Annotated in this window: 18 protein-coding genes and 2 pseudogenes; 8 read left to right on the top strand and 12 right to left on the bottom strand. The window is 69.5% G+C overall.

The features are described from left to right. Positions 1-32 precede the first annotated feature (32 nt). From ACQP1S_RS27445 to ACQP1S_RS27435, 3 genes and pseudogenes are all read right to left on the bottom strand, one after another. Entirely contained in the window at positions 33-1,883 is a 1,851-nt protein-coding gene (locus ACQP1S_RS27445; protein ID WP_432900553.1) for a bifunctional metallophosphatase/5'-nucleotidase, read from the bottom strand. A 376-nt stretch (positions 1,884-2,259) separates the two neighbouring features. Continuing rightward, positions 2,260-2,454 (bottom strand): annotated as a pseudogene (locus ACQP1S_RS27440) (IS5/IS1182 family transposase); the annotation flags it as partial. A 1,408-nt stretch (positions 2,455-3,862) separates the two neighbouring features. Further along, positions 3,863-5,062 carry a hypothetical protein gene (locus ACQP1S_RS27435; RefSeq protein ID WP_432900551.1) on the bottom strand — a complete coding sequence of 400 codons (1,200 nt, stop codon included), beginning with the start codon at positions 5,060-5,062 and terminating at the stop codon, positions 3,863-3,865. A 1,267-nt stretch (positions 5,063-6,329) separates the two neighbouring features. On the opposite strand from ACQP1S_RS27435, the gene pcrA reads away from it, so the two are divergent. Then, positions 6,330-8,732, top strand: a complete 2,403-nt coding sequence (pcrA, locus tag ACQP1S_RS27430; protein ID WP_432900549.1) for a DNA helicase PcrA — start codon at positions 6,330-6,332, stop codon at positions 8,730-8,732. Positions 8,733-8,790: 58 nt separating this feature from the next. Here pcrA and ACQP1S_RS27425 read toward each other — a convergent pair whose 3' ends face one another. Together ACQP1S_RS27425 and ACQP1S_RS27420 are read right to left on the bottom strand one after the other, a co-directional pair. Beyond that, the gene (locus ACQP1S_RS27425) at positions 8,791-9,639 is read right to left on the bottom strand and encodes a M23 family metallopeptidase (protein ID WP_432900547.1); all 849 of its coding nucleotides are present in this window, start codon (positions 9,637-9,639) and stop codon (positions 8,791-8,793) included. Between the two features lie 264 nt (positions 9,640-9,903). Then, positions 9,904-10,620 (bottom strand): M23 family metallopeptidase, encoded by a 717-nt coding sequence (locus ACQP1S_RS27420; RefSeq protein ID WP_432900545.1) that lies wholly within the window; start codon positions 10,618-10,620, stop codon positions 9,904-9,906. 385 nt (positions 10,621-11,005) lie between these two features. On the opposite strand from ACQP1S_RS27420, the gene ACQP1S_RS27415 reads away from it, so the two are divergent. The 3 genes from ACQP1S_RS27415 (at position 11,006) to sucD (ending at position 14,083) form a co-directional block, all read left to right on the top strand. Continuing rightward, on the top strand, positions 11,006-11,410 hold the full coding sequence (locus tag ACQP1S_RS27415) for a cobalamin B12-binding domain-containing protein (RefSeq protein ID WP_091241700.1): 405 nt from the start codon (positions 11,006-11,008) through the stop codon (positions 11,408-11,410). Between the two features lie 604 nt (positions 11,411-12,014). After that, complete coding sequence (gene sucC / locus ACQP1S_RS27410; protein WP_091241696.1) at positions 12,015-13,193, top strand: ADP-forming succinate--CoA ligase subunit beta; 1,179 nt, start codon at positions 12,015-12,017, stop codon at positions 13,191-13,193. A gap of 2 nt (positions 13,194-13,195) precedes the next feature. Then, a complete protein-coding gene (gene sucD, locus ACQP1S_RS27405; protein WP_432900543.1) occupies positions 13,196-14,083 on the top strand; it encodes a succinate--CoA ligase subunit alpha in 888 nt (295 codons plus the stop codon). A 69-nt stretch (positions 14,084-14,152) separates the two neighbouring features. Here sucD and ACQP1S_RS27400 read toward each other — a convergent pair whose 3' ends face one another. Continuing rightward, positions 14,153-14,419, bottom strand: coding sequence for a hypothetical protein (locus ACQP1S_RS27400; protein ID WP_091241689.1), 267 nt, complete (start codon positions 14,417-14,419; stop codon positions 14,153-14,155). Positions 14,420-14,575: 156 nt separating this feature from the next. On the opposite strand from ACQP1S_RS27400, the pseudogene ACQP1S_RS27395 reads away from it, so the two are divergent. Beyond that, positions 14,576-15,850: pseudogene (locus ACQP1S_RS27395) on the top strand (cell division protein PerM); the annotation flags it as partial. A 557-nt stretch (positions 15,851-16,407) separates the two neighbouring features. After that, positions 16,408-16,692, top strand: coding sequence for a hypothetical protein (locus ACQP1S_RS27390; protein ID WP_432900540.1), 285 nt, complete (start codon positions 16,408-16,410; stop codon positions 16,690-16,692). Here ACQP1S_RS27390 and ACQP1S_RS27385 read toward each other — a convergent pair. Then, entirely contained in the window at positions 16,686-16,985 is a 300-nt protein-coding gene (locus tag ACQP1S_RS27385) for a CD225/dispanin family protein (protein ID WP_432900538.1), read from the bottom strand. The genes ACQP1S_RS27390 and ACQP1S_RS27385 overlap by 7 nt on opposite strands. 183 nt (positions 16,986-17,168) lie before the next feature. On the opposite strand from ACQP1S_RS27385, the gene purN reads away from it, so the two are divergent. Then, entirely contained in the window at positions 17,169-17,789 is a 621-nt protein-coding gene (gene purN / locus ACQP1S_RS27380) for a phosphoribosylglycinamide formyltransferase (RefSeq protein ID WP_091241680.1), read from the top strand. Continuing rightward, complete coding sequence (gene purH / locus ACQP1S_RS27375; protein ID WP_432900535.1) at positions 17,786-19,357, top strand: bifunctional phosphoribosylaminoimidazolecarboxamide formyltransferase/IMP cyclohydrolase; 1,572 nt, start codon at positions 17,786-17,788, stop codon at positions 19,355-19,357. The genes purN and purH overlap by 4 nt, the downstream gene beginning before the upstream one ends. A 39-nt stretch (positions 19,358-19,396) precedes the next feature. Here purH and ACQP1S_RS27370 read toward each other — a convergent pair whose 3' ends face one another. The 5 genes from ACQP1S_RS27370 to ACQP1S_RS27350 all read right to left on the bottom strand — a co-directional run bounded on the left by ACQP1S_RS27370 (position 19,397) and on the right by ACQP1S_RS27350 (position 25,279). Then, positions 19,397-20,443, bottom strand: coding sequence for an ABC transporter ATP-binding protein (locus ACQP1S_RS27370; RefSeq protein ID WP_432900533.1), 1,047 nt, complete (start codon positions 20,441-20,443; stop codon positions 19,397-19,399). Further along, entirely contained in the window at positions 20,427-21,464 is a 1,038-nt protein-coding gene (locus tag ACQP1S_RS27365) for an ABC transporter ATP-binding protein (RefSeq protein WP_091241672.1), read from the bottom strand. Before ACQP1S_RS27365 ends, ACQP1S_RS27370 begins: the two co-directional genes overlap by 17 nt. Positions 21,465-21,609: 145 nt before the next feature. Beyond that, positions 21,610-22,566, bottom strand: coding sequence for an ABC transporter permease (locus ACQP1S_RS27360; protein WP_091241669.1), 957 nt, complete (start codon positions 22,564-22,566; stop codon positions 21,610-21,612). Positions 22,567-22,584: 18 nt separating this feature from the next. Next, positions 22,585-23,523: an ABC transporter permease gene (locus tag ACQP1S_RS27355; RefSeq protein WP_091241666.1), complete on the bottom strand. Its 939-nt coding sequence runs from the start codon at positions 23,521-23,523 to the stop codon at positions 22,585-22,587. Positions 23,524-23,674: 151 nt separating this feature from the next. Continuing rightward, positions 23,675-25,279: a peptide ABC transporter substrate-binding protein gene (locus ACQP1S_RS27350; protein WP_432900530.1), complete on the bottom strand. Its 1,605-nt coding sequence runs from the start codon at positions 25,277-25,279 to the stop codon at positions 23,675-23,677. Between the last annotated feature and the right edge of the window lie 215 nt (positions 25,280-25,494).

The following is a 25,494-nucleotide window of genomic DNA, read 5'->3' as shown; positions in this document are numbered from 1 at the left end:
GTCCGCGCCGACCGGGGAGCCCCGCCCGCCGGTCAGCCGAGGCGGGTGATGCGGTCCGCCGCCGTGGGGGCGACGGGCTCCCCGGCGCCCAGGTACGCCACCAGGGCGTCCACGTCGAAGCCGGGGGCCGTGGTCCGGCCGGCGCCGCCCGCCAGCTCGGTGAACCCGTCCCCGCCGTTGGCGAGGAAGTCGTTCGTGGTGACCCGGTAGCTGGCCGCCGGATCGATCGGGGTGCCGTTCAGGGCCAGCGCGCTGACCCGCGAACCGGCCGCCGCGGTGCTGTCGTACGAGTAGGTCAGCCCGGCGGACGGCTGGAGGATGCGCTGGGTGGTCTGCCCGTTGAAGCCGACGAACTGCTGCTCCAGCACGTTCTTGAGCTGTGCGCCGGTGAACGTCTGGGTGACCACCAGGTTGTTGAACGGCTGCACCGTGAACGCCTCGCCGTAGGTCACCTCGCCCGGCGCCTCACCACCGGTCGACGCCGCGTACGACAGGGAGGCCCGGACGCCGCCCGGGTTCATCAGCGCGAGCTGCGCCCCGTCGCCCTTCGTGTACGCCAGCTGCGCGTCGGCGATCACGTCACCCATCGGGCTCTCCCCGTTGGGCCGGGCGTCCCGGACGATGTCCGCGCTGATCTTGCCGACCACCCGGTTGGCGATCGGGGCGACGGCGGTGCGGTACTTGTCGGCCAGCGCCTTCGCGCCCGCGTCGACCAGCGCCGGGTTCTTGGCGAACACCCCGCCGGTCTGCTGCCAGCTGCCGTCGGCGTTGCGGACGCCGTTCTCCACGATCACGTTCTTCGCGGTGATGCCGGTGAACCGGCCGGAGCGGCGGTCCAACGAGTAGTCGATGTCGGTGACCAGCTGGCCGTTGTTGCCGGCGCTGGTGACCACGCTCGGCTTGCCCGAGGAGTTCGGCAGCGAGCAGGAGTAGAAGCGGTGGGTGTGCCCGGAGACCACCACGCCGAACTCCGGCCGCAGGCCCTTGACGATGTCGACGATCGGGCCGGAGAAGTTGGCGCAGTCGGAGACGCCCGGGGTGGCCGGCGGCGCGGACTGCGCGCCACCCTCGTGCACCAGCAGGACCATCGCCTTGACGCCGAAGAGCTTGAGCACCCCGCCCCACTTGTTGGCGGTCTGCACCTCGTCGGCGAAGGTGACGTCCTTGATGCCGGCGGGGTTGACGATGCCCGGGGTGCCCTCCAGGGTGACCCCGACGAAGCCGACCGGTACGCCGCCGACGAACTTCACGTCGACCGGGGGCAGGATCGGCAGCTTGGTCTTCTTGTTGATGGTGTTGGCGGCGAGGTAGCTGAACTTCGCGCCGGCGAAGCCGTCGCCGTCCTGGCAGCCGTCGACCGGGTGGCAGCCGCCCTTGTTGATCCGGAGCAGCTCCTTGACGCCCTCGTCGAACTCGTGGTTGCCGACCGAGCTGACGTCCAGGCCGATCTGGTTCATCAGCTCGATGGTGGGCTCGTCGTGGAAGGCGGCACTGACCAGCGGGGTGGCCCCGATCAGGTCGCCGGCGCCGACCGTGGTGGTGACCCGACCCTCGGTCCTCGCCTCGGCACGCAGCTTCTTCAGCCAGGTGGCCAGGTATTCCACCCCGCCCGCCGGGGTGCCGTTGACGGTGGCGCCGCTGCCGCCGGGCGGGTCGATCGCGCCGTGGAAGTCGTTGTAGCTCAGGAACTGGCCCTTGACCTCGCCGCCCGTCTTGGTGGCGTACGAGACGGCGACCGGGGCGAGGCCGGCCCCGGGGGTGGCGTCGGCCGGCGGCGTGGTGGTGCGGCCGGTGATGGGCAGGCTGGCCACGACGGCCAGGGCGAGAGCCGGCGCGGCGAGGTGACGCAGCACGGCCCGACCGCGCGAGCGCGGTTGACTCATGGTTGTTCTCCCAGGTTGTCTACGGGGGAGCAGGCGGGGATTTCCCGGGTCATCGTCGCGCCTTGGGGACGAAGATGCCAGTGGGGCCACCGTGACAGGTTCGTCTGACTGCGTGTATTAGACGGGGTTCGGCAGGTCTGGATGAGGGTGCGGCGGCTTGTCGGTGTGCGGGTTGGCTGCGGGTAATGCGGCGGGCCATGCCGGCGATGGCGGCCCAGCGGATCAATGCTGCAGAGACCGCCGGCTGGCATTCGTAGTCGCGGGCCAGTCGGCGGCGCGCGGTGAGCCAGGCCAGGGTACGGTTCGATAGCCCAGCAGCGGGATGGACTGCGAAGTCGCTTTGGTCGGCGGGTTTGCGGACGATCTCCAGAATGGCCGGCCTCGGACCGGTTTTGGTCCGTCCCGCCCCTTGAGCGCTCGGACGTGGGAGCCGTCGATCACCGCCCGGGACGATGTCCGGCCGCCCGACGGCGCGGAGCTCTCCGAGCAGGACCTAGTGCAGTCGTTGCCACACGCCGGCGTCGTTCCAGTCTCGCAATCGCCGCCAGCATGTCATGCCCGACCCGAAGCAACTCTTAGGGCACAGGGAATCGTGGTGTAGAGCACGAACACCTTGCGATCGTCCAGGGGCCCTGGCAACCGATGAGGGCGCGGTGGCAGCAGTGGCGCGATCTCGGCCCACAGGTCGTCCGAGACGATCCACGGTGGCTGCTCACCCCGCCTCACGTTCAGACAGAACGACAAATCACGTCCTGAGGAAACGCCCAACATTATTTCGTTAGGAGTTCTTAGTCAAGCGATGACGAGCTTGGTGGGTGAGATTTAGGGACTGTGCCGCAGCGCATTGCGGGAAAGGCCCGTCGCGATCTCGGCGACGGGCGAGGCAGGCGAGGGCTCAGTGTGGCTTCTTGCTTTCGCGCTTGCGGTCATAGCGGGCACGGTTTGTTAGATCGGCTAGGGAGACGAACCTGGCAAGGAAGACGCGCGTTTGAGGTTCTCATCGTCACCGCTCGGTGAATTCCGCGCAGATGGTGGCGCCGAAGAATCGGATTACTGAGGCAAGGTCAGCGGAGGCGGCGAGATGGCAGGAGGTTAGGAGTGCGAGGTCGTCGTCGGCTTAGAGCAGGATGCGGCTGTGGCCCTGACGCCGAGGCCGGGCCTCGAGGCCAGAATCCCGGCAAGACGATGTCATCGAGCACCCCTCTCCCTCGCCGGCGACCTGGTCTCGCTGGTGTAGGTTGTGGCGGAGGCTGTCGGCGAGGTAGGGCCGGATCGCCCCGGCTCCTTGGCCCCAGACAGAATTGTTCTGTCTATTGAGGCAGCCATGATCTGCGGGACAAGTTGTTCGCCTATTCGGCCACATGCGCTGCGGCGAGTCAGGGCAGTTTGGGACGGCTGGCAGCGTGGATGCAGCGAACGGTTGGGTAAGGCCTAAGTCGAGGAATTACCAACATCCCTGCATATTCGTGACGCGGCACTTACGCATGCCGGAGCAGCAAGGCTCTGCTCGGGCGTGCGGTCGGGCGGATCAGTGCGCCGCCCTGGATTGTGTACGCCAGTAGCGGGGTGCGCTGCACTGGTGTAGCCAGATCGTCGGCGACCACGATGAACTACATGACGGCTTCATGCACATGGCACCTGGAGCGAGGCACCGATTGCCAGACCGGCGGCGATCTGAGCGCGACGTCTACCCTTGCAGGACAAAGGTATGAGCCGACCGCCGAGTGCGGCACCGAGACACCCGCCACTGGGACCGATGCTCGGTGTGGTGTGTTCGGATGTGCTTGTCATGTGCGGCACGAGAGCTCAGCGTTGTTCGTATCCGCGGCATTCGTCTGAACGGCGCCGCTTCTGCTGAGACGTCATGCCAACACGAGAACCCCTGCCTGTGTGGATATAGCTTGGAGTCTTGCCCTTCCCTTTGACAGAGGAAACAAACACGGCGTTAGAGTTCTCTGGAGTAACTCAAGACTCTCCTGTTAGCAGTAGCGTTGCCGCATTTCGATTACTTCTTTTTCGGCCCACTTGAATTGATCGGATGCAGTTCGACCATTTGCTATCGCGCGCCCCTCCAGGAAAGCTCCTTGAATTGACGGGGGGGCGTTCGTGCGGTAGTCTGGTTGGCCATTTCCGGCTAGGTATGCCTCAAGCCATGCATCCAGTACTAGCAGCCTGCGATCGTCAGCTGGTGATAGGTTCCGCCATTGGCATAGCTCGTCAGTAAAACGAAAGGTCTCACGCTCAATTGCTGCCGCAAATGCGCCCGCGTAAGACCATATGCTGCCTCCAATTATCTCGAATGTGGGGGAGGGTTCGCTCTCTCTGCCGCTACGTTGGCTGGCTTGATTATCGGTGCCCTTGAGTCCTGTCGAATTAATTTCGTAAGGCTTCTCGAAAACGTCAGGAAGCGCATCAATTCGGGCACTTGTGTGCGCGAGATCAACAAGGTACTTCTCCTGTTCGGGCCATACGCAGATCCGGACGCGGCCGGATATGCATAGAGCACTCGCTTCTGGAGGTATTCGCAACTTGACAACATCGGCGCCGTAAGAAAACGAGGCAACCACAAGTATTGTTGCAACGCTTGTCGGCACCAAGCGCGGCAGGCGTTGGCACGCAGTATTCTTACTGGTCGTCCAGGCTAGGGAAGCCAGCAAGGCGCTAACTGCCATGGCGCGAATGGCGAGCGCGAACGAGTCGACAGCCATTTCTGGTCTTCCGCGCATCACGACATTAATGGGTCCCGCGTCACTTGCTGCGATCAATAGAACCCATCCACCGCCACTGACTATAATTGACGAGATTCTTGATAACACTGCTCCGCAGAGCCATCCAATTGATACTGAAAGAAGTATCACGACCTGGCCCAGCGCCAGATATCCCCAGAAAAGATGCAAGCCTGGGGGGGAAGACCGCGAGGTCAGCAAGAACCCGATTAATTGACCAAGAAGGTGTGGCAGAGAGAATATTGCGGCGGTCCAGATGATTCGACTGGCACCACTATTTGCCTGAGGGGAAGTATGCTTGCCTTCGGGATTGCTCTTTGAAACGCGCTTCTGGTTTGCAGATGTCAGCGCCGAGAGCGTCGCTGCAACGGCACCGAGGTAGTATGTAGAGGATTGACCTATAGCTCCTGTTTCATGCCAGGCCCCAATCCAAGATCGGTCACGCAGAAACACGATATAGAGTTCAATGGGGATTGTCGCTAGTAGTGAGAGCCAGGCGAGGGGAACGTTTAGACTTCTCCCCCAGGATATGATGCTCACAGCCTCACCGTTTCGCGTATCGCCCGAGTGTCTTGTGGGTGCGTTGCAATTTTGCACAAAGTCTTAGTGTATGGTCAAGGGGTCGGCTTCTATCGGGTAGGCAGATTTCTCGGCCGTGAATTGACTGGGATGGGCGACTCTAAAGTCGCCCATCCCAGTCATTCGAGTGGCGTGTTGTGAGTTAAGGTCCGTCAGGTGTAAGACTTGAATCGGACGCAGTGCGCAGTTATCGATCTTCATAGTAGTGATAACTGCGGACTTGTACCTAGTTTCGTGACTGCCAATCGCGAATGGCTCATCATTCTTTGATGGATGTTCCCGTGTTGAGGGAAGATCAAGTGTTTTCGTCCTGGCAGTAGCTCGGTCTTCTTTCAGGATTTCTCAATCGTTGAGGGGATAGATTAAGATTGGTAGTCGATGGTCCCATTGGATACGCTCAGAGTGCAGTCCGGCCCTGATACCGGCCCGACGCTTCCCTTGTTGCGCCACTGGGGGAGGTATTGTGTCACCAATCCGTTGCATAGAACGGTAGAGGTGTACGTTCCTGCTTTGGCTGCGCCGGAACTTGTGCACTTTTGTGCCCAAGCGGTACTCCACCACTGAGTGTAGCAATTGTTGGTGCTTGACGATTGGCCGGCTGCCACTGCTGGGTTGCTATTGAGGCCAACGAGCCCTGTGGCCATAAGCGCAAGCACAGCGACTTGCGCGGAACGCCTGATGCCAACTTGACGACTCAAGGGATTTTCCTCCACCCCGGGGATAAACGAGCTGGTTGGCTCGTTCGCTTGATCGGTTCCGATTGGAACCGATCGATGAAAAGAACCATAACACGTCGCCTCATGGCACTGGCTTCCCAATGTTTAGCCGAATGCCGGGGTTGATACGCGTTGTAATTAGCCCTCGATCGGTTGTGGAGGGTCCTGTTGCCTGACCTCACAACTCACCGATGTCGTTCAATCACTCAAAGTAATCATAACAAATAGATAAACTAAGATCATTTCGCTCAGGGCGCTTCAAGTCGCATGTCCGAATCTGGTGTTGGTGGTGCGGTGGACCGCGTGCGCTGTTCTGACGACGGCTGGAAGGTCTACCGGCACGCAGAGCAGGATTAACGCAGACGAGGGCCGCCGGGCGTGCGCGGGCGGGAAGTGTCCGGCCGTCGGCATAGACTCGCCGTGCGATGCATCCTCTCTTCGACATCCCCGCGTCCCCGCCCGCGCCCGAGCCCGCGTCGGTTTCCCCACGCCGGCCCGGCCCCGCCCACCGCCTGGACCCGCAGGCCCTGGTGGAGGGCCTGAACAGCCCTCAGCGGGACGCGGTCACCCACTCGGGCTCACCGCTGCTGATCGTGGCCGGGGCCGGTTCCGGCAAGACCCGGGTGCTCACCCACCGGATCGCCTACCTGCTCGCCGCGCGGGACGTCCACCCCGGCGAGATCATCGCGATCACCTTCACCAACAAGGCCGCCGGTGAGATGAAGGAGCGGGTGGCCCACCTGGTCGGGCCGCGTGCCCGGCTGATGTGGGTGTCGACGTTCCACTCCGCCTGCGTCCGCATCCTGCGGGCGGAGCACGAGCACACCGGCCTGAAGTCGACCTTCTCCATCTATGACGCCGACGACTCCCGCCGGCTGATGCAGTTGGTCGCCCGGGAGCTGGATCTCGACCCGAAGCGCTACCCGGCCCGGGGGCTGGCCGCCCAGGTGTCCAACCTGAAGAACGAGCTGACCGACCCGGAGACCTTCGCCGCCGGGGCGAAGGGGCCCAACGAGCGGGCCCTGGCCGAGGCGTACACGCTCTACCAGCGGCGGCTGCGGGAGGCGCACGCGCTGGACTTCGACGATCTGATCATGACGACGGTGCACCTGCTCCAGTCGCACCCGCACGTCGCGGAGAGCTACCGTCGGCGGTTCCGGCACGTCCTGGTCGACGAGTACCAGGACACCAACCACGCGCAGTACACCCTGATCAAGGAGCTGGTCGCCGGCACCGAGGGGATCGCGCCGGCCGAGCTGTGCGTGGTCGGCGACGCCGACCAGTCGATCTACGCGTTCCGGGGTGCGACGATCCGCAACATCCTGGAGTTCGAGCGGGACTTCACCGACGCCCGGACGATCCTGCTGGAGCAGAACTACCGCTCCACCCAGACCATCCTCAACGCGGCCAACGCGGTGATCGACCGGAACACCTCCCGCAAGCCGAAGCGGCTGTGGAGCGACGCCGGGGCGGGCGAGCAGATCGTCGGCTACGTCGCCGACACCGAACACGCCGAGGCCGACTGGGTGGGCCGGGAGGTCGACCGGCTGGTCGACGCGGGGGAGATCCGCCCCGCCGACGTCGCCGTCTTCTACCGCACCAACGCCCAGTCCCGGGTGTTCGAGGAGGTGTTCATCCGGGTCGGCCTGCCCTACAAGGTGGTCGGCGGGGTGCGCTTCTACGAGCGCAAGGAGGTCCGCGACGCGCTGGCCTACCTGCGCGCGGTGGTCAACGACGACGACACGGTCAGCCTCCGCCGGGTGCTGAACACCCCGCGCCGGGGCATCGGCGACCGCGCCGAGGCGTGCGTCGAGGCGCTCTCCAGCCGGGACCGGATCTCCTTCGGGGCGGCGTTGCGCCGGGCCAGGGACGCGCCGGGCATCTCCACCCGGGCCGCCAACTCCATCGGTGAGTTCGTCGCGCTGCTCGACGGCGCCCGCGAGCTGGCCGAGGAGGGCACCCCGGAGGAGGTGCTGGAGGCGCTACTGACCCGGTCGGGCTATCTGACCGAGTTGGAGGAGAGCCTCGACCCGCAGGACGCCGGCCGGGTCGACAACCTCCAGGAGTTGGTCAGCGTCGCCCGGGAGTACACCGAGCGGGTCGAGGCGCTGGGCGAGGACGGCGAGCGGGCCACCCTGGCCGGCTTCCTGGAGCAGGTGGCGCTGGTCGCCGACGCCGACCAGATCCCCTCCGACGACCCGGACCACCAGGGTGTGGTCACCCTGATGACCCTGCACACCGCCAAGGGCCTGGAGTTCCCGGTGGTCTTCCTGACCGGCCTGGAGGACGGCGTCTTCCCCCACCTGCGCTCACTCGGCGACACCCGTGAGCTGGAGGAGGAGCGCCGGCTGGCCTACGTGGGCATCACCCGGGCCCGGCAACGGCTCTACCTGTCCCGGGCGGTGACCCGTTCGGCCTGGGGGCAGCCGTCCTACAACCCGCCGTCGCGGTTCCTGGAGGAGTTGCCGCCGGAGCTGGTCCGCTGGGAGCGCACCGAGGGGACGTACACCTCGTGGGCCGGCGGCGGTGGTGGCGTCGGGGGTCGCGCGGACCGCGTGCCCGGCGGGCGCGGCGGTTTCACCGGGGGTACGCCGAAGGCGGCGGAGCTGGCGAAGCGGCTCGGGGTGGACCCCAGTCGGTTGGCCACCGCCAGCGAGCTGCCCCAGGGGCCGAAGGTGTCGGCCGGCGACCGGGTCAACCACCAGCGGTACGGGTTGGGTCGGGTGCTCGCGGTGGAGGGGCACGGGCCGAGCGCCCGCGCGCAGATCGACTTCGGCGACCAGACCATGTGGCTGGTGCTGCGGCACGCCCCGCTCGACAAGCTCTGACCGACGGCGAAGGGCCCGGTCCGGCGTGGTGCCGGGCCGGGCCCTTCGCCGGCGCGGCTCAGCAGGCCACGTCGATGCCCCGGGCCCGCAGGAACGGCGCCGGGTCGATCTGGTTCCACATCTGCCCCTGGTGCACCTCGAAGTGCAGGTGGGGGCCGGTGGAGTCACCGGTGGAACCCTCGTAGCCGATCACCTGGCCGACGCCGACCCGGTCGCCCTCGGAGACCTTCAGACTGCTCTGGTGGGCGTAGTGGGTCAGGTAGCCGTTGCCGTGGTCGATGAAGACCGAGGTGCCGTAGCCGTCACCGACATCGCCGGCCTTGACCACGGTGCCGGCCGCGGCGGCGTGGACCGGGGTGCCGGCCGGCAGGGCGAAGTCGATGCCGGCGTGCAGGGCACCCCCTCGCTGCCCGTAGCAGGAGGTGATCTCGGCCCCCGCCATGGGGATCACCCAGGACGGCTTCGGCTTCGGCTTGGGACTGGTCGTCTTCTTGGCGACGGCCTTCGGCTTCACGGTGACCTTCGGCGTGGCCGCGGCCTTCTTCGTCGGCGCGACCGTCGGGGTGGGGCTGGCGGTGGTGGCGGTGGGCACGGCGGTGGAGCTGGTCGGGGCGGTCGACTGTCGGGCGGACCGGTCGGCGCGGTCGGCTGCCTCGGCGCGGGCCCGGGCGTCGAGCGCGACGGCGGCCGGCTCGGGGGCGTTGTCCCGGTCGAGGGCGATCGTGGCGGCTCCGGCCAGGCCGAGGCCGACCAGCGCGACAGCGCCGACGGCGAGGGCGCGTGCACCGCGCGGGTGCCGCCGCCGGTGCCGGGTCACGGCGGCGGAGATCCGCGCGTTGCGGGTGGTACGGGTGGTGCTGTCGTTCCGGGGGGTGCTGTCGTCCCGGCGGTCGTTGTCTTCCTGCACGGCGGACCTTCACACACTCAGGGGATGCGGACCGGACCATCCTGGGTGTCGAAGCGCGCCGGGGCGGGTGCCGGTACCGGCGGGTAGCCCGGGGCCTCCGGGAGAGCTGCCCGGCTATGTCCCGCGCGGGTGTCGTCTGACCCGTTGGCGGAACCCGGCCGGCAGTGCCGTCGGTCACATTGCGGAGTGTGACGTAGCAGACTTGCCCACACGCGAAACCGCCCGGATCCGCAGATCCGGGCGGTCAACAGGCGTTACCCAGCGTCAGGAGGCGGCTTTCTCGGTGTAGTACGCCTCGACCTGTAGCTTGATGTCCACTCCGCGCTCCTGCAGCCACGGCACCGGGTCGAGGGGCTGGCCCTTGACATGGACCTCCAGGTGCAGGTGCGCGCCGTACGAGTGGCCGGTGTTGCCGACCAGGCCGAGCTGGTCGCCCGCCTTCACCTGCTGGCCCTCGTGCACGCTCACCGCGGAGGAGTGGCCGTAGATGGCCTCGCTGCCGTCGGCGTGCTGGACGATCACCGCGTAGCCGTAGCCGCCGAACCAGCCGGCCTTGGTGACCGTGCCGGAGTGGATGGCCACGTAGGGGGTGCCCTCCGGCGCGACCAGGTCGATGCCGGTGTGCAGCTTGCCCCAGCGCACGCCGTACGGGGAGTTGAAGTCGTAGCCCTGCATGGGCAGCAGCCACGGGTCCTGCTCGTCGACGCCCGCCGCGGTGTCCCGGGCGTTGTCCCGGGTGGCCCGGTCAGCGGCGTCGGCTCGCGCGGCGGCGTCCTGGCTGGTGATCGAGGCCTGCCGGAGCTCGTCGAGTACCGACGGGCTGACGCTCTTGGCGTCCGGCATCGCACCCGCGCCGAGCGCGACGATCCCGGCACCGACGAACGCGGTGGTGACGACCGCCGCGTAGCGGCTCCGCGGGGGGGTGGGTACACGGCGACGGCCGCGATATCTATCGGGCTCAGACGACAGGCGCTGGCGCACGCACACCCTCCGTTGTCGGGGATCCGATGCCACCTCCGACCGTTCGGTGCAGCTGATCGAACGGTCGGAGATCGCGTCATCACCCGTCCGTGGACCTGATGACAACCGTGGACACGTTAGCCCCCCACCGCTCCGGTCACAAGCGCAAGCGCCGAACCGGCGATTCGTTCTGTCCCTTTCCGTCCATCATTGTCATAGCTCGGGACGCCGGACGGCTGTCCCCCTTCCTGCCCGTTCGTCGCGCACCGTGACCGTTCGGCGGAGGCGTCCGGCTTCCGGGTGGCCGGTCGGCACGGTAGGGGTCCGGCCCGGGTTCTCCACCCCTGGTCGGCCGGGTTACCGTTCGTTCAGCTGGTAGCCGCGGAGCCGTGAAGGGTGTGCGCTGATGAACTCTCGTATCCGGGTAGTCGTCGCGAAGCCGGGCCTCGACGGCCACGACCGGGGCGCGAAGGTGGTGGCGCGTGCGCTGCGTGACGCGGGCATGGAGGTCATCTACACCGGCCTGCACCAGACCCCGGAGCAGATCGTCGAGACCGCCATCCAGGAGGACGCCGACGCGGTCGGCCTGTCCGTGCTCTCCGGCGCGCACATGACGCTCTTCCGTCGGGTGCTGGAGCTGCTCGCCGCGCGGGACGCGCGGGACATCGTGGTCTTCGGCGGCGGCATCATCCCCGACGCCGACCTCCCCGAGCTGGTGGAGCTCGGCGTCAAGAAGATCTTCACGCCGGGCGCGACCACCCAGTCGATCGTGGAGTGGGTCCGGGCCAACGTGGCCCAGCCGGTCGGCTGACGGCCCCGGGTGCGCCGCACCCGAACGTGTGCCGACGGCGGTGTGTCGATCCCGGGACGCCGCCGTTTCGTCGTGCCCCGACCCCGACCCCGACGGTGCGGTCATCCGAACTACCGACGGTGGGTCATCCGGGACCGGGCGGTGGTGTCATCCGTCACGAGGGCGGGCAGCTCGCTCATCGCCCGGGCCCGTACGTCCCCGGCGGCAGGTCAGCCGAATCCGGGCAGGGTGAAGGGCCGGACGCACCCCTCACACGCCCGGCCCTTCTATGCACGATGCCCCGCCGCCACCCCTCGACCGACAGGGCATCGGCCGCTCCCGTCTTCGCGCTGTTCAGCGCTCCGACATCAGACTCAACGAGGCCCGTACGGTGGGGTTACGCGTTGCGCGGGACAACCTGTGGACCAACTTGTGTCACCGGCGAGTCGCCGACGGCGCGCTGTGCATTACCGCACACCGCGCACCCGCTCGGTTGCCGCCGGTGCCCACCTCGCTAGGCTGCGGCCAATGGCCTGTTTCAACTGATGGCAGGCGTCAACGGAGTTTCCACAAGGCTGGCGGCGGCGCGACGGCGCGCCGCGGAGACGGGACGGGACGCGCAATCGTGGACCTGTACGAGTACCAGGGGCGGGACCTGTTCGAGCGGCACGGCTTGCCCGTGCTCGCCGGCGGCGTCGCGACGACCCCGCAGGAGGCACGCGCGATCGCCGAACGCCTCGGCGGTCGGGTGGTCGTCAAGGCGCAGGTGAAGGTCGGTGGCCGTGGCAAGGCCGGCGGCGTCAAGCTGGCCGAGGGCGCCGACGAGACGGTGGCCAGGGCCACCGACATCCTCGGCATGGACATCAAGGGCCACACCGTCCACAAGGTCATGATCACGGTGACCGCGGACGTGGCCGAGGAGTACTACTTCTCCTACCTGCTCGACCGGGCGAACCGCACCTTCCTCTGCATCGCCAGCGTGGCCGGCGGCATGGACATCGAGCAGGTCGCCGCCGACACCCCCGACAAGGTGGTCAAGGCCCCGATCGACGCGGTCGAGGGCGTGGACGAGGCGAAGGCCCGGGAAATCGTCGACCAGGCCGGTTTCCCGGCCGAGGTCGCCGACCAGGTCGTCGCGGTCGCGGTGGGGCTGTGGAAGGCGTTCGTCGCCGAGGACGCCACCCTGGTCGAGGTGAACCCGCTGGCCACCACGGGCGACGGCACGCTGCTGCTGCTCGACGCCAAGATCACGCTGGACGAGAACGCCGGCTTCCGGCACCCGGACCACGAGGCCCTGGTCGACCAGGCCGCGGTGGACCCGCTGGAGCAGGCCGCCAAGGAGAAGGACCTCAACTACGTCAAGCTCGACGGCGAGGTCGGCATCATCGGCAACGGCGCGGGCCTGGTCATGTCCACCCTCGACGTGGTGGCCTACGCGGGCGAGCGGCACGGCAACGTCAAGCCAGCCAACTTCCTCGACATCGGCGGTGGCGCGAGCGCCGCGGTGATGGCCAACGGCCTGGAGATCGTGCTCTCCGACCCGTCGGTGCGCAGCGTCTTCGTCAACGTCTTCGGCGGCATCACCGCCTGCGACGAGGTCGCCAACGGCATCATCCAGGCGCTGGCCCTGCTGGAGGAGCGCGGCGAGAAGGTCACCAAGCCGCTCGTCGTCCGGCTCGACGGCAACAACGCGGAGGCCGGTCGGGCGATCCTCGACGGCGCCGGGAACCCGCTCGTGCAGCGGGTCGACACCATGGACGGCGCGGCCGAGCGGGCCGCCGAGCTGGCAGCTGCGGGGGTCTGACGATGGCGATCTGGCTGACCAAGGAATCCAAGGTCATCGTGCAGGGGATGACCGGGTCCGAGGGTTCCAAGCACACCCGGCGGATGCTCGCCGCGGGCACCACCGTCGTCGGCGGGGTGAACCCGCGCAAGGCCGGCACCACCGTCGACTTCGACGGCACCGAGCTGCCGGTCTTCGCCTCGGTCGCGGACGCGATGCGGGACACCGGTGCGGACGTCACGGTGATCTTCGTACCGCCGCAGTTCACCAAGGGCGCGGTGATCGAGGCGATCGACGCGCAGATCCCGCTCGCCGTGGTGATCACCGAGGGCGTGCCGGTGCACGACACCGCGTCGTTCTGGGCGTACAACGTGGCCAGGGGCGAGCAGACCCGGATCATCGGGCCGAACTGCCCCGGCATCGCCTCGCCGGGCGCGTCCAACGCCGGCATCATCCCGGCCGACATCACCGGCTCCGGCCGGATCGGCCTGGTCAGCAAGAGCGGCACGCTGACCTACCAGATGATGTACGAGCTGCGCGACATCGGCTTCTCCACCTGCGTCGGCATCGGTGGCGACCCGATCATCGGGACCACCCACATCGACGCGCTCGCCGCGTTCGAGGCAGACCCGGAGACCGACGCGATCGTGATGATCGGCGAGATCGGCGGCGACGCCGAGGAGCGGGCCGCCGACTTCATCAAGGGCAACGTCACCAAGCCGGTGGTCGGCTACATCGCCGGCTTCACCGCGCCCCCCGGCAAGACCATGGGGCACGCCGGCGCGATCATCTCCGGCTCGGCGGGCACCGCCGAGGCCAAGCAGCAGGCGCTGGAGGCGGTCGGTGTCAAGGTCGGCAAGACCCCGACCGAGACCGCCGAGCTGATGCGGGAGCTGATGTCCGGCCGCTGAGCCGCCGGTGGCACCACCCGAGTCAACGACGCCACCACCGTGGGGGTCGGCCGGAGACGGCCGGCCCCCTCAGTTGTTGTTCCAGAGCGGGTACGTCCCGTTGGCCCGCCAGATCGCGGTACCGATGATGTTGATCACGCCGAACGCGATGGCCAGGTAACCGAGGACCGGCGACTGGCCGTACCGCTTGGCGTCCCGGATCGACAGATAGCCGAAGACGATGCCCAGGATGCCGCAGCAGATCAGACCGAGGACGATGCCGAGCACCCCCCAGAGCGTGGTGCGGTCCCGCCCGGCCGCGGACGGCGGCGGGGGCGGTGGGTATGGAGCGTTCACGGCTTCCTCCGGGCGATCGGTGCCGCGACTTCGGTCGCGTCCCTGCGCCGAGGCTAGACCGGATCGGCACCCGAGGACGGTGGATCACGGAACTCGCCGGAGACGGGCGGCCCCGACGGGCAGCCACCACCGGCGCGGCGTGCCAGAGTAGAGCCGATGTCCTCGATCACCCCTGATCAGCCCCGCCGTCCCAGCGGTGTCCGCGCCGGCGGCCGGCCGCCGGGCCGGGCCGGCGGTGTCCGGGTGCCCGCACCCCGTCGACCCGAGCGGTCCGGACGCTCCCGGGCACCACTGCCGGTCGCCGCCGGGGTGGCCGCCGCCGGGGCCGCCGTCACCTCGTACCTGCCGGTGGCGGTGGTGCTCGGGTTGGCCCAGTTCAGCGAGGATGCCGGCTCGATGGTCGGTGCGCTGCGCGCCGGGCTCGCCGGTTGGCTGCTCGGCCACGGGGTGCCGCTGCAGACCACCGCCGGCCCGCTCGGCCTCGTCCCGCTGGCGCTCTCCGCGTTCGCGTTCTGGCGGCTGAGTCGGGCCGGGGTGCACACCAGCCGGGCGGTCGGCGCGCGCGGCGGCCGGTCACTCCGGCAGGCGGCCACCGTCGCCGTTGCGGTCGGCATCGGGTACGCCCTGTTCGGCGTCCTGGCCGCGCTGCTGGTCGACAGCGCCGGTCTGCGGGTCTCCCCGGTCCGCTCCGGGCTGACCCTGTTGCTCTTCGGCACGTTGGCGGCTCTGGTCGGCGCGGCCCGCACCACCGGTGTGGCCGACCTGCTCGCCGAGCGCGCGCCGACGGTGCTGCGCGACGGCGTCCGCACCGGACTGGTCGCCGGTCTGCTGCTGCTCGGGGCGGGCGCCGGGGCGGCCGGCCTGGCGGTGGCGACCGGCGGGGGAGACGCCGCCGACCTGATCGGGGCCTACCGGACCGGGGTGGCCGGTCAGGCCGGCATCACCCTGGTCAGCCTGGCCTACGCGCCGAACGCCACCGTCTGGTCCACCGCCTACCTGCTCGGCCCCGGGTTCGCCGTCGGCACCGGGACGGCGGTGCGGCTCAGTGAGGTCTCCGTCGGGTCGCTGCCGGCCGTACCGCTGCTCGCCGGCCTGCCCAGCGGCCCGGTCGACGGGATCGGCGCGGCCCTGCTGGCGGTGCCGGTGCTGGCCGGCATGACGGCGGGCTGGCTGCTCGGCCGCCGGCTGCTCCGCCCGGACCCCGACGGCCGGGCCGTCGCGGACTGGCCGGCGCTGCTCGTCCCGGCGGCGCTCGCCGGGCCGGTGGTCGGCCTGGCCGTCGGGCTCGTCGCCGCGGCCTCCGGCGGTCCGCTCGGTGGCGGCCGGCTGGCCGAGATCGGCCCGGTGCCCTGGCAGGTGGCGGCGGTGGCGACCGGGGTGGTCGCGGTCGGCGCGCTGCTCGGGGCCGCCGCCGCCAAGGTGCTCGACCGCCCGTCGGCCGCCCCCGCCCGGCTACCCGGCCGCGGCCACCCGCCGGTCGGCCCCGGGCGGCCCGGGACCGGCCCGGTTCGGCCGAGGGCCGGCCGCATCCGACCCGGGACCGACCCCGGTCGTCCGAGGACCGCCCGCACCGCCCGGTGCCCGACTGAGCAGGTGCCGAGGGGCGCCCCGGACGGTGCCGGGACGCCCCTCGATGTCGCGCCCGGTCAGGGCGAGGTGGGCAGCGTGAAGCTGCCGATGAGGTTGAGAAGCACCAGCAGGATGCCGAGCCCGATCGCGATCGCACCGCAGATCAGGCCGGCCTTGGCCTGGCCGGCGTTGCTGGCCAGCCCCTGGGCCGCCTTCTGCATGCCCAGCCAACCGGTGATCACTGCGCCGATGCCGAGCGGGATGCCCAGAAAGAGGCAGCAGAGCAGGGGAAGCGACGCGATGCCGAGGATCAGCGACACCAGGCCGAGGGTGTTCTGCTGCCCCTGCGGCACCGGGTAGCCGGCCCCCGGGTACGAGGAAGCCGCCGCGCCGTACGGCTGCTGCCCGAAGGGGTCCTTGTGGACGGGCTGGCCGTACGGGTCGTGCGGCTGCTGCCCGTACTGTGGCTGCTGCCCGTACTGCGGCTGCTGCCCGTACTGTGGCTGCCCGTACTGCGGCTGCTCGCCGTACGGTGCCGCCGGCTGCTGGCCGTACGGTGCCTGCGGCGCGGCGTACGGGTCCTGCGGCTGGCCCGACACGGGCTGCTGCCCGTACGGGTCGTACGGGGGCTGCTGGCCGTACGGGTCCTGGCCGGGGTTTCCGGGCTGCATCTCGGGCGCTCCTCAGTCGTGGTCCGTCAGTAGCTGCTCGTGCTGGTGTTGCCGCCGATCGCACCCATCAGACCACCGAAGATGCAGCAGAGCAGCACGATGACGAGCCAGACGGCACCGATGATGAAGGCCAGCTTCGACCACTTCTTGGACTCCCGGGCGGCGGCCTCGGCGCCCGCGTAGTCGCCCTGCTGGAGCAGCGGGTTGACCTTCGAGGCGTTGATGATGGCGGGGATCGCCAGCGGCCAGAAGAAGAAGATGGCCACGATTGACGGGGTCATGTTGTTGTTGATCGGCTGCTGCGGGTTGGGGTAGCCGGGCTGCATCGTGGTGCTCCTTGTTCACGTCGGTACGGCGTCCGTACCTGATCATTGGCTAGGGGTGCGGTGGCGGGCACGGCCCGGCCACCGGGCGACCGGCAGCGTACCGTGTCCGGGCGACACGCGTGATCACCCGAAACGTCGCCGCCCGCAGGATGGGCGTGCCGACCTGCCCGCTAGGGTGGCCGGGTGACCGAGCCCGCGTCCGTCGCCCGCCTCGTCGTCCTCGTCTCCGGCTCCGGCAGCAACCTCCAGGCGCTGCTGGACGCCGCCGCCGACCCCGGTTACGGGGCCCGGGTGGTGGCCGTCGGCGCCGACCGGGACGGCATCGCCGGGTTGGACCGGGCCGCCGCCGTCGGGGTGCCGACCTTCGTCGACCGGGTGAAGGACCACCCGACCCGCGCGGACTGGGACAAGGCCCTCACCGCACACGTCGCCGAGCACCGACCCGACCTGGTCATCTCCGCCGGTTTCCTGAAGCTGGTCGGGCCGCAGTTCCTGGCCGCCTTCGGCGACCGCTACCTGAACACGCACAACACGCTGCTGCCGGCGTTCCCCGGCATCCACGGTCCCCGGGACGCGCTCGCCTACGGCGTCAAGATCACCGGGGCCACCCTCTTCTTCGTCGACGCCGGGATGGACACCGGCCCGATCGTCGCGCAGGTCGCCGTGCCGGTCCGCGACGACGACGACGAGGAGGCGCTCACCGAGCGCATCAAGGAAGCCGAGCGCCGCCAGCTCGTCGAGCAGGTCGGTCGCCTGGTTCGTGCAGGTTGGACGATCACCGGAAGAAAGGTCACCGTTCCGTGAGTGCCCCGCAGGACTCCCGCCGCCCGATCAGGCGGGCACTGGTCAGCGTCTACGACAAGAGTGGTCTGGTCGAGCTGGCCCGCGCGCTGCACGAGGCCGGGGTGGAGATCGTCTCGACCGGTTCCACCGCGTCGACGATCTCCGGCGCGGGCGTGCCGGTGACCCCGGTCGAGCAGGTGACCGGCTTCCCCGAGATCCTCGACGGCCGGGTCAAGACCCTGCACCCCAAGATCCACGGGGGTCTCCTGGCCGACCTGCGTAAGGAATCGCACGGCGCGCAGCTCGACGCGCACGGCATCGCCGGGATCGACGTTCTGGTCTCCAACCTCTACCCGTTCCAGGCCACCGTCGCCTCCGGCGCGTCCCCGGACGAGTGCGTGGAGCAGATCGACATCGGCGGGCCGGCGATGGTCCGGGCCGCCGCCAAGAACCACGCCTCGGTCGCCGTGGTGACCGACCCGGCCGCGTACCCGGCGCTGGTCGCCGCGCTGGCCGAGGGCGGTTTCACGCTGGCCCAGCGGCGGGCGCTCGCCGCCCGCGCCTTCGCCGACATCGCCGAGTACGACGTCGCGGTCGCCGACTGGTTCGCCGGCACCGCCGCCCCGGCCGAGGACGGCTGGCCGCACTTCGCCGGGCTGGCCCTGCACCGGCAGGCGACGCTGCGCTACGGCGAGAACCCGCACCAGGGCGCCGCCGTCTACGCCGACCCGGGCAGCCCGCCGGGGCTGGCCCAGGCCGAGCAGTTGCACGGCAAGGAGATGTCCTACAACAACTACGTCGACGCGGACGCCGCCTGGCGGGCCGCGAACGACTTCCCCGACCAGCCGGCGGTGGCGATCATCAAGCACGCCAACCCGTGCGGCATCGCCGTCGGCGCGGACGTCGCCGAGGCCCACCGCAAGGCCCACGCCTGCGACCCGGTCTCCGCCTTCGGCGGGGTGATCGCCGTCAACCGGCCGGTCTCGGTGGAGTTGGCCGGGCAGGTCGCGGAGATCTTCACCGAGGTGCTGGTGGCCCCGGGGTTCGCGCCCGGCGCGGTGGAGATCCTCCAGGGCAAGAAGAACATCCGGCTGCTGCGTGCCCCGGCCTTCGCCCCGCTGCCGGCCGAGTGGCGGCAGGTCACCGGCGGTGTCCTCGTGCAGCAGCGGGACCGGATCGACGCCGAGGGCGACGACCCGGCCAACTGGAAGCTGGCCACCGGCGAGGCCGCCGACGAGGCGACCCTGCGGGACCTGGTGCTGGCCTGGCGGGCGGTCCGCGCGGTGAAGAGCAACGCGATCCTGCTGGCCCGCGACGGTGCCTCGGTCGGGGTCGGGATGGGGCAGGTCAACCGGGTCGACTCGGCCCGGCTGGCGGTCAGCCGGGCCGGCGCGGAGCGCGCCCGGGGCTCCGTCGCCGCCTCCGACGCCTTCTTCCCGTTCGCCGACGGCCCCCAGATCCTGATCGACGCCGGGGTGAAGGCGATCGTCCAGCCCGGCGGCTCGATCCGCGACGAGGACACCATCGCTGCCTGCCAGCAGGCCGGCGTCACCATGTACCTGACCGGCACCCGGCACTTCTTCCACTGATCCACCGCGTGCTCCCGCGCCGCGGCGCGGGAGCACGCGTCAGCCCTGGCCGGCCGGATCGGACTGCGGGCGCAGCGCGGCGAAGTGGCAGGCGCTGGGGTGCGGGTCGGCGGGGCGCGGAACGGTCGGCGGGTCCTCCCGGGCGCAGATGTCCTCGGCCTTCCAGCAGCGGGTGCGGAAGTGGCAGCCGGACGGCGGGTCGGCCGGGCTGGGCACGTCACCGGTCAGCCGGATGATGCCGGCGTCGTCGCGGGCGTCCGGGTCGGGCACCGGCACCGCGGAGAGCAGCGCCTGGGTGTACGGGTGGGTGGCCCGCTCGTAGATCTCCTCCTCGGTGCCGATCTCGACGATCCGACCCAGGTACATCACCGCCACCCGGTCGGAGATGTGCCGGACCACCGACAGGTCGTGCGCGATGAAGACGTAGGACAGCCCGAACTCGTCCTGGAGCTGCTCCAGCAGGTTGATGACCTGCGCCTGGATCGAGACGTCCAGGGCGGAGACCGGCTCGTCGCAGACGATCACCTCGGGGCGCAGGGCGAGCGCGCGGGCGATGCCGATGCGCTGCCGCTGGCCGCCGGAGAACTGGTGCGGGTAGCGGTTGACGTGCTCGGGGTTGAGCCCGACCACGTCCAGCAGCTCCTGCACCCGGCCGCGTTTGCTGCCCTTGGGCGCGGCGTCGGGGTGGATGTCGAACGGTTCGCCGATGATGTCGCCCACCGTCATCCGGGGGTTCAGCGAGGTGTACGGGTCCTGCATCACCATCTGCATGTTGCGCCGCAACCGGCGCAGCTCGCCCCCGGAGGCGGAGAGCAGGTCGCGGCCCTCCAGGGTGGCCCGGCCGGAGGTCGGCGTCTCCAGTCGCATCAGCAGCCGGGCGAGGGTCGACTTGCCGCAGCCGGACTCGCCGACGATGCCGAGCGTCTCGCCCCGGTGCAGCGCGAAGCTGACCCCGTCGACGGCCCGCACCGCGCCGACCTGCCGTTGGAGGAGCACGCCCCGGGTGATCGGGAAGTGCTTGACCAGGTCGTCGACGGCGAGGATGGTCTCGCCCCGGACCTTGGCCGGGCTAGCGGGCGCGGTCATCGTGGACCTCCTGCGCGAAGTGGCACGCGCTGGTCCGGCCGTCGGCGAGGACCAGGTCGTCCGGCACCACGTCCACGCAGACCTGCCGGGCGTACGGGCAGCGGGGGTGGAACGGGCAGCCGGTGGGGATCCGCATCAGGTTCGGTGGCAGTCCCCGGATCGTGGACAGCTCCCGGCCGCGCACGTCCAGCCGGGGAATCGAGGCCAACAACCCCTTGGTGTACGGGTGGGCCGGGGCCCGGTACAGCGCGCGGACGTCGGCGTGCTCGACGATCCGGCCGGCGTACATGACGGCGATCCGGTCCGCGACGCCGGCCACCACCCCCAGGTCGTGGGTGATCAGGATCATCGCCATGTCGAGGTCGCGGCGCAGGTCGGCGAGCAGGTCCATGATCTGGGCCTGCACGGTGACGTCGAGGGCGGTGGTCGGTTCGTCGGCGATCAGCACCTTCGGGTTCAGGGCCAACGCCATCGCGATCATCACGCGTTGCCGCATCCCGCCGGAGAACTGGTGCGGGTGGTCGCCGAGCCGCCCGGCCGCCCCGGGAATCCGGACCAGGTCCATCAACTCGACGGTCCGCCGTCGGGCGTCGGCGCGGGACATCCCGTCCCGGTGCCGTAGCGTCTCGCCGATCTGCCAGCCGACCGGGAAGACCGGGTTCAACGCCGACAGGGCGTCCTGGAAGATGATCGCGATCTCCTTGCCGCGTACCTGCCGGCGCTGCTCCTCGGGCAGGGTCAGCAGGTCCCGGCCCCGGTAGCGGATCTGACCGGAACGGATCACCGCCGGTGGGGTGTCCAGGATGCCCATGATGGCCTGGGCGGTGACCGACTTGCCGGAGCCGGACTCGCCGAGCACGGCCAGCGTCTCGCCCGGGTCCAGGTGGTAGGAGACCCCGTTGATCACCTTGGCCACCCCCTCACCGGTGCGGAACTCGACGTGCAGGTCCCGTACCTCCAGCAGGTGCCCGCCGGGCGGGGTGGGTGAGGCCGGGGTGGGCCGGACCACGGACTCGGTCACCGGATCTCCCTCTCGCTGGCGACAGCGGGGCGGGCTGCGCTCGCTCCCTGCGCGCGCGGCGTCGATCTCCTGCGCGCACCGGTCGGTCCCGCTCCTCGCGCTCGGCGGGCGGGCGTCCGGCGCGTGGCGGTGGCGGACACGCCTGTCACCGCAGCTTCGGGTCGAAGGCGTCGCGGATGGCGTCGCCCAGCATGATGAAGGCCAGCACGGTCAGCGCGAGGAAGGCCGACGGGACGACCAGCGGGGTCGCCGACTCGCGCATGTGCACCCGGCCGGCGTCGATCTCGATGCCCCAGGAGATGGTGGGGGCCTTCAGGCCGATGCCGAGGAAGCTCAGGGTCGCCTCGGCGGCGATGAACGAACCGAGCGCGATGGTCAGCACCACGATCGCCGGGGCGAGCGCGTTGGGCAGGATGTGCCGCCACATGATCCGGCCGTTGCCCGCGCCGAGCATCCGGGCGGCAGCGACGTAGTCCTGCTCCTTGGCGGTGATCACCGAGGAGCGGACCACCCGGGCGGCGGTGGTCCAGCCGAGCACCGCCAACACGAAGATCACCGCGAACAGCCGGACCGTGTCGCTGCTGGTGCTGACCCGCTTGAGCAGCACGATCGCGGCGAGCAGCAGCGGGATGCCGAGCACGATGTCGATCACCCGGGAGAGCACCGCGTCGACCCAGCGGCCGAAGTACCCGGCCACCATCCCGACCACCAGCGCGACGGCCCCGGTGAGCAGGGCGGAGAGCGCGCCGACCAGCAGCGAGGCGCGGGCCCCGTAGACCGCCCGGGCGTACGTGTCGCAGCCCTGGAAGTCGTACCCGAAGACGGCCCCGCCGGACGCGGCGGCGTGCTGGCGGGAGAGCAGGCAGTCGCGCGGGTCGTTGGCGGTGAACAGCGACGGTACGGCGGCCATCGCGGCGACCAGCACGACGAGCACCAGGCTGATCCAGAAGACCGGTTTGTGGCGCAGGTCGCGCCAGGCGTCCCCGGCCAGGCTGCGGGGCCGCTGCGGGACGCCCACCCGGTCGGGCGTGCCCGGCTCGCCGGAGACCCCCCGCCGGGCGGCCTGGTCCTCCGTCGCCGCCACCGTCTCGAAGTCGCTCATGCCGGCACCTCGTCGCGCTCACTCATAGCGGATCCTCGGATCGAGTACGGCGTACAGGACGTCCACCACCAGGTTGGCGACGAGATAGACCACGACGAGCACGCTGACGATGCCCACCACCAGCGGGCCGTCCTCGGTGCGGATGCCCCGGAACAGGTTGAAGCCCACCCCGGGGATGTTGAACACGCCCTCGGTGATGATCGCGCCGCTCATCAGGTTGCCCAGCTCGACGCCGAGGAAGGTGATCACGGGGATGAGCGAGTTGCGCAGCACGTGCACGCCGATGATCCGTCGCCGGACCAGCCCCTTCGACCGGGCGGTGCGCACGTAGTCGGCGCGCAGGTTCTCGGCGACCGAGGTCCGGGTCAGCCGCAGCGCGGTGGCCAGCGACAGGGAGCCGAGCACGATGCCGGGCAGCAGCAGGGCGTACAGGTCGGGGTCGGCGCCGGCGGTCGGGGGGAAGAGCGGCCAGCGGACGCCGAGCAGGTACTGGGCGAGCGGGGCCAGCACGATGGTGGGGATGCCCAGCACCAGCAGGGTCAGCACCAGCGTGGCGTTGTCGAAGAGGCTGGCCCGGCGGATGCCGGCGAGCACCCCGGCGGTGACCCCGAACAGGATCGTCACGGCCATCGCGATCACGGCCAGCTTGACGGTGACCGGCCAGGCGGCGGCGAGGATGTCCCCGATCGACCGGCCGGTCAGCGACTGGCCGAGGTCACCCTGGAGCAGGTTCCTGAGGTAGTCGAAGTAGCGGTAGAAGAAGCCGCCGACGCCGGTGCGGTCGAGGTGGAACTTCTCCGTGAGGTACGCCCGCTGGGCCGGGGTGACCGGCCGTTCGCCGGCCAGCGCCTGGATCGGGTCGCCCTGGCCAGCGAACATCAGGGCGTACACGATCAGCGTGGTCCCGAAGAAGGCCAGGACCATCTGGAGCAGACGCCGCAGAACGAAGCGGAACATACTGTGCAGTCTTGCTGATAACGGGCGGGGACGGAGGCGGGTCGGGCCACCGTCCACCGATGACCCGACCCGTTGCTCCCGTCGGCGGCCCCGTTGCCGCCGACGCGCCTTCACCTGTCGGCGGCCCGCTCGCCGCCGACGCCGACCCGGACTAGCTGACCGCCTCGATCTTCAGCAGGTCGATGCGGTCGAAGAGGTCCATCTGGACGTTCTTCACCTTGGTCGAGTGGCCGAAGTTGTTCTGGCCGTAGCGCAGCGGGATCACCGGCAGGTCCTTGGCCAGCAGGTCCTCCGCGGCCTGGTACTTCGCGACCGCGGCCTCCTCGTTCGGGGCCTTGGCGCCCTCGGCGAGCAGCTTGTCGAACTCGGGGTTGCGGTAGCCGTAGTAGTTCGAGGAGCCGTTGGTGCTGTACAACGGGCCCAGGTAGTTCTCCATGGACGGGTAGTCCATCACCCAGCCCATCCGGAACAGGCCCACCGGCTGCTTCGCCTTGACCTTGGTGAGCAGGTCGGCGAACTTGGGCTCGGCGGTGCCGACGCAGTCCACGCCCAGGTTGGCCTTGAGCTGGTTGCAGGTCGCGTCGATCCAGTCCTTGTGCCCGCCGTCGCCGTTGTACGACAGCTCGATCTTCTTCGGGCCGCCCGCAGCCTGGTACTTCGCCTTCGCCGCGGCCGGGTCGAACTCACCGGCCGTGCCGATGGTGTTCTCCCGGTAGCCCGCGACCACCGGCGAGACGAACGAGCGGGCCGGCTGCTGCGAGTCCTTGAAGATCGACTTGGTGATCTCGTCCCGGTCGATCGCCATCGAGATGGCCTTGCGGACCTCGGGGTTGCTGAACTCCTTCTGGAAGGTCGGGAACGCCAGCACCTGCAACGCCGACGCGGGGCTCTGCTGGAACCGGTCGCCCAGGTCGGTGGCGGCGGTGGACAGGTTCTCGGTCGGGATCGTCTTGATCACGTCGAGGTTGTCCGACAGCACGTCCGCGTACGCGGCGGTGGGCTGCTGGTAGATCCGGAACTCGACCCCGCCGACCTTCGGCTGCTCGCCGGGGAAGGCGTCGTAGCGCTCCACCTCGACCTTGGCGTCGTGCTGCCAGGAGCCCTTCATCCGGAACGGGCCCTGCCCGATCGGGGCCTGCTCGTAGCCCTCCTTCAGCGTGCCGGGCCCGGAGAAGGCGGCCTTCGGCAGCGGATAGAAGGCGGTGTACCCGAGCATCGTCTTGAACTCGCTGTACGGCTCGGTCAGCGTCACGGTGAAGGTCAGGTCGTCGACCTTCTTCAGCCCCGACAACCGCTCGGCGGCCGGCTTGTCGCCCTGGAGGTCGGCGTACCCGGCGATCTTCTCGAAGAAGTAGCTGGAGTTCTGCCCGTGGGGGGCGTACGCGCCGTAGTTCCAGGCGTCGAGGTAGTTGTCGGCGGTGACCTTCTCGCCGTTGTGGAAGGTGTAGCCGTCCTTGAGCTTGACCGTCCAGACCTTGTTGTCCGACGAGGTGACGGATTCGGCGGCCACCTCGTGGGGCTTGTTGGCCTCGTCGTAGTCGACCAGCGGGCTGAACAGGGCGGCGAGCACCTGCGAACCGCTGGTTTCGTTGGTGTTGGTCGGCACCAGGTGCTGCGGCTCGGCGATCTCGATCCGCACGGCCGCATTGGGGTCGGACTGACCGGTTCCGCTGCCGCCGCCCGAGCCGCAGGCCGCCAGGCCCAGGGTCACCGCGAGCGGGAGAGCGGTCCAGGCAGCAAGCCTGCGCACACGCATGGGGGTCTCCTCATCTCATCACGTAGCGCAGCCGGACCCGGCGCTGGGTGACTCTGCGCAACGTCCGGCAACGGTAGGTCAGGATCGACCCGGCGACAACGGAAGCGTTGCGAACGGATAACGGCTCACCGTCGACGGCCTTGTCGTCGACCGGTCCGCCTGGTAGAGAGGGTGGCTATATCTGCTGTTCAGATCCCGTGTGGGGGTGAGCGGAT

The organism is Micromonospora matsumotoense, assembly GCF_050951065.1.
GTDB classification, from domain to species: domain Bacteria; phylum Actinomycetota; class Actinomycetes; order Mycobacteriales; family Micromonosporaceae; genus Micromonospora; species Micromonospora matsumotoensis.
Note: the sequence above shows the minus strand (reverse complement) of the source record. Positions and strands in the feature narration are given on the sequence as shown.

Bases quoted from the DNA above. Each gene is read 5' to 3' on its own strand.
- ACQP1S_RS27350 (WP_432900530.1), bottom strand. From the start codon at position 25,279: ATGCGTGTGCGCAGGCTTGCTGCCTGGACCGCTCTCCCGCTCGCGGTG.
- pcrA (WP_432900549.1), top strand. From the start codon at position 6,330: ATGCATCCTCTCTTCGACATCCCCGCGTCCCCGCCCGCGCCCGAGCCC.
- ACQP1S_RS27415 (WP_091241700.1), top strand. From the start codon at position 11,006: ATGAACTCTCGTATCCGGGTAGTCGTCGCGAAGCCGGGCCTCGACGGC.
- ACQP1S_RS27385 (WP_432900538.1), bottom strand. From the start codon at position 16,985: ATGCAGCCCGGCTACCCCAACCCGCAGCAGCCGATCAACAACAACATG.
- ACQP1S_RS27355 (WP_091241666.1), bottom strand. From the start codon at position 23,523: ATGTTCCGCTTCGTTCTGCGGCGTCTGCTCCAGATGGTCCTGGCCTTC.
- ACQP1S_RS27370 (WP_432900533.1), bottom strand. From the start codon at position 20,443: ATGACCGCGCCCGCTAGCCCGGCCAAGGTCCGGGGCGAGACCATCCTC.
- ACQP1S_RS27360 (WP_091241669.1), bottom strand. From the start codon at position 22,566: ATGAGCGACTTCGAGACGGTGGCGGCGACGGAGGACCAGGCCGCCCGG.
- sucD (WP_432900543.1), top strand. From the start codon at position 13,196: ATGGCGATCTGGCTGACCAAGGAATCCAAGGTCATCGTGCAGGGGATG.
- ACQP1S_RS27445 (WP_432900553.1), bottom strand. From the start codon at position 1,883: ATGAGTCAACCGCGCTCGCGCGGTCGGGCCGTGCTGCGTCACCTCGCC.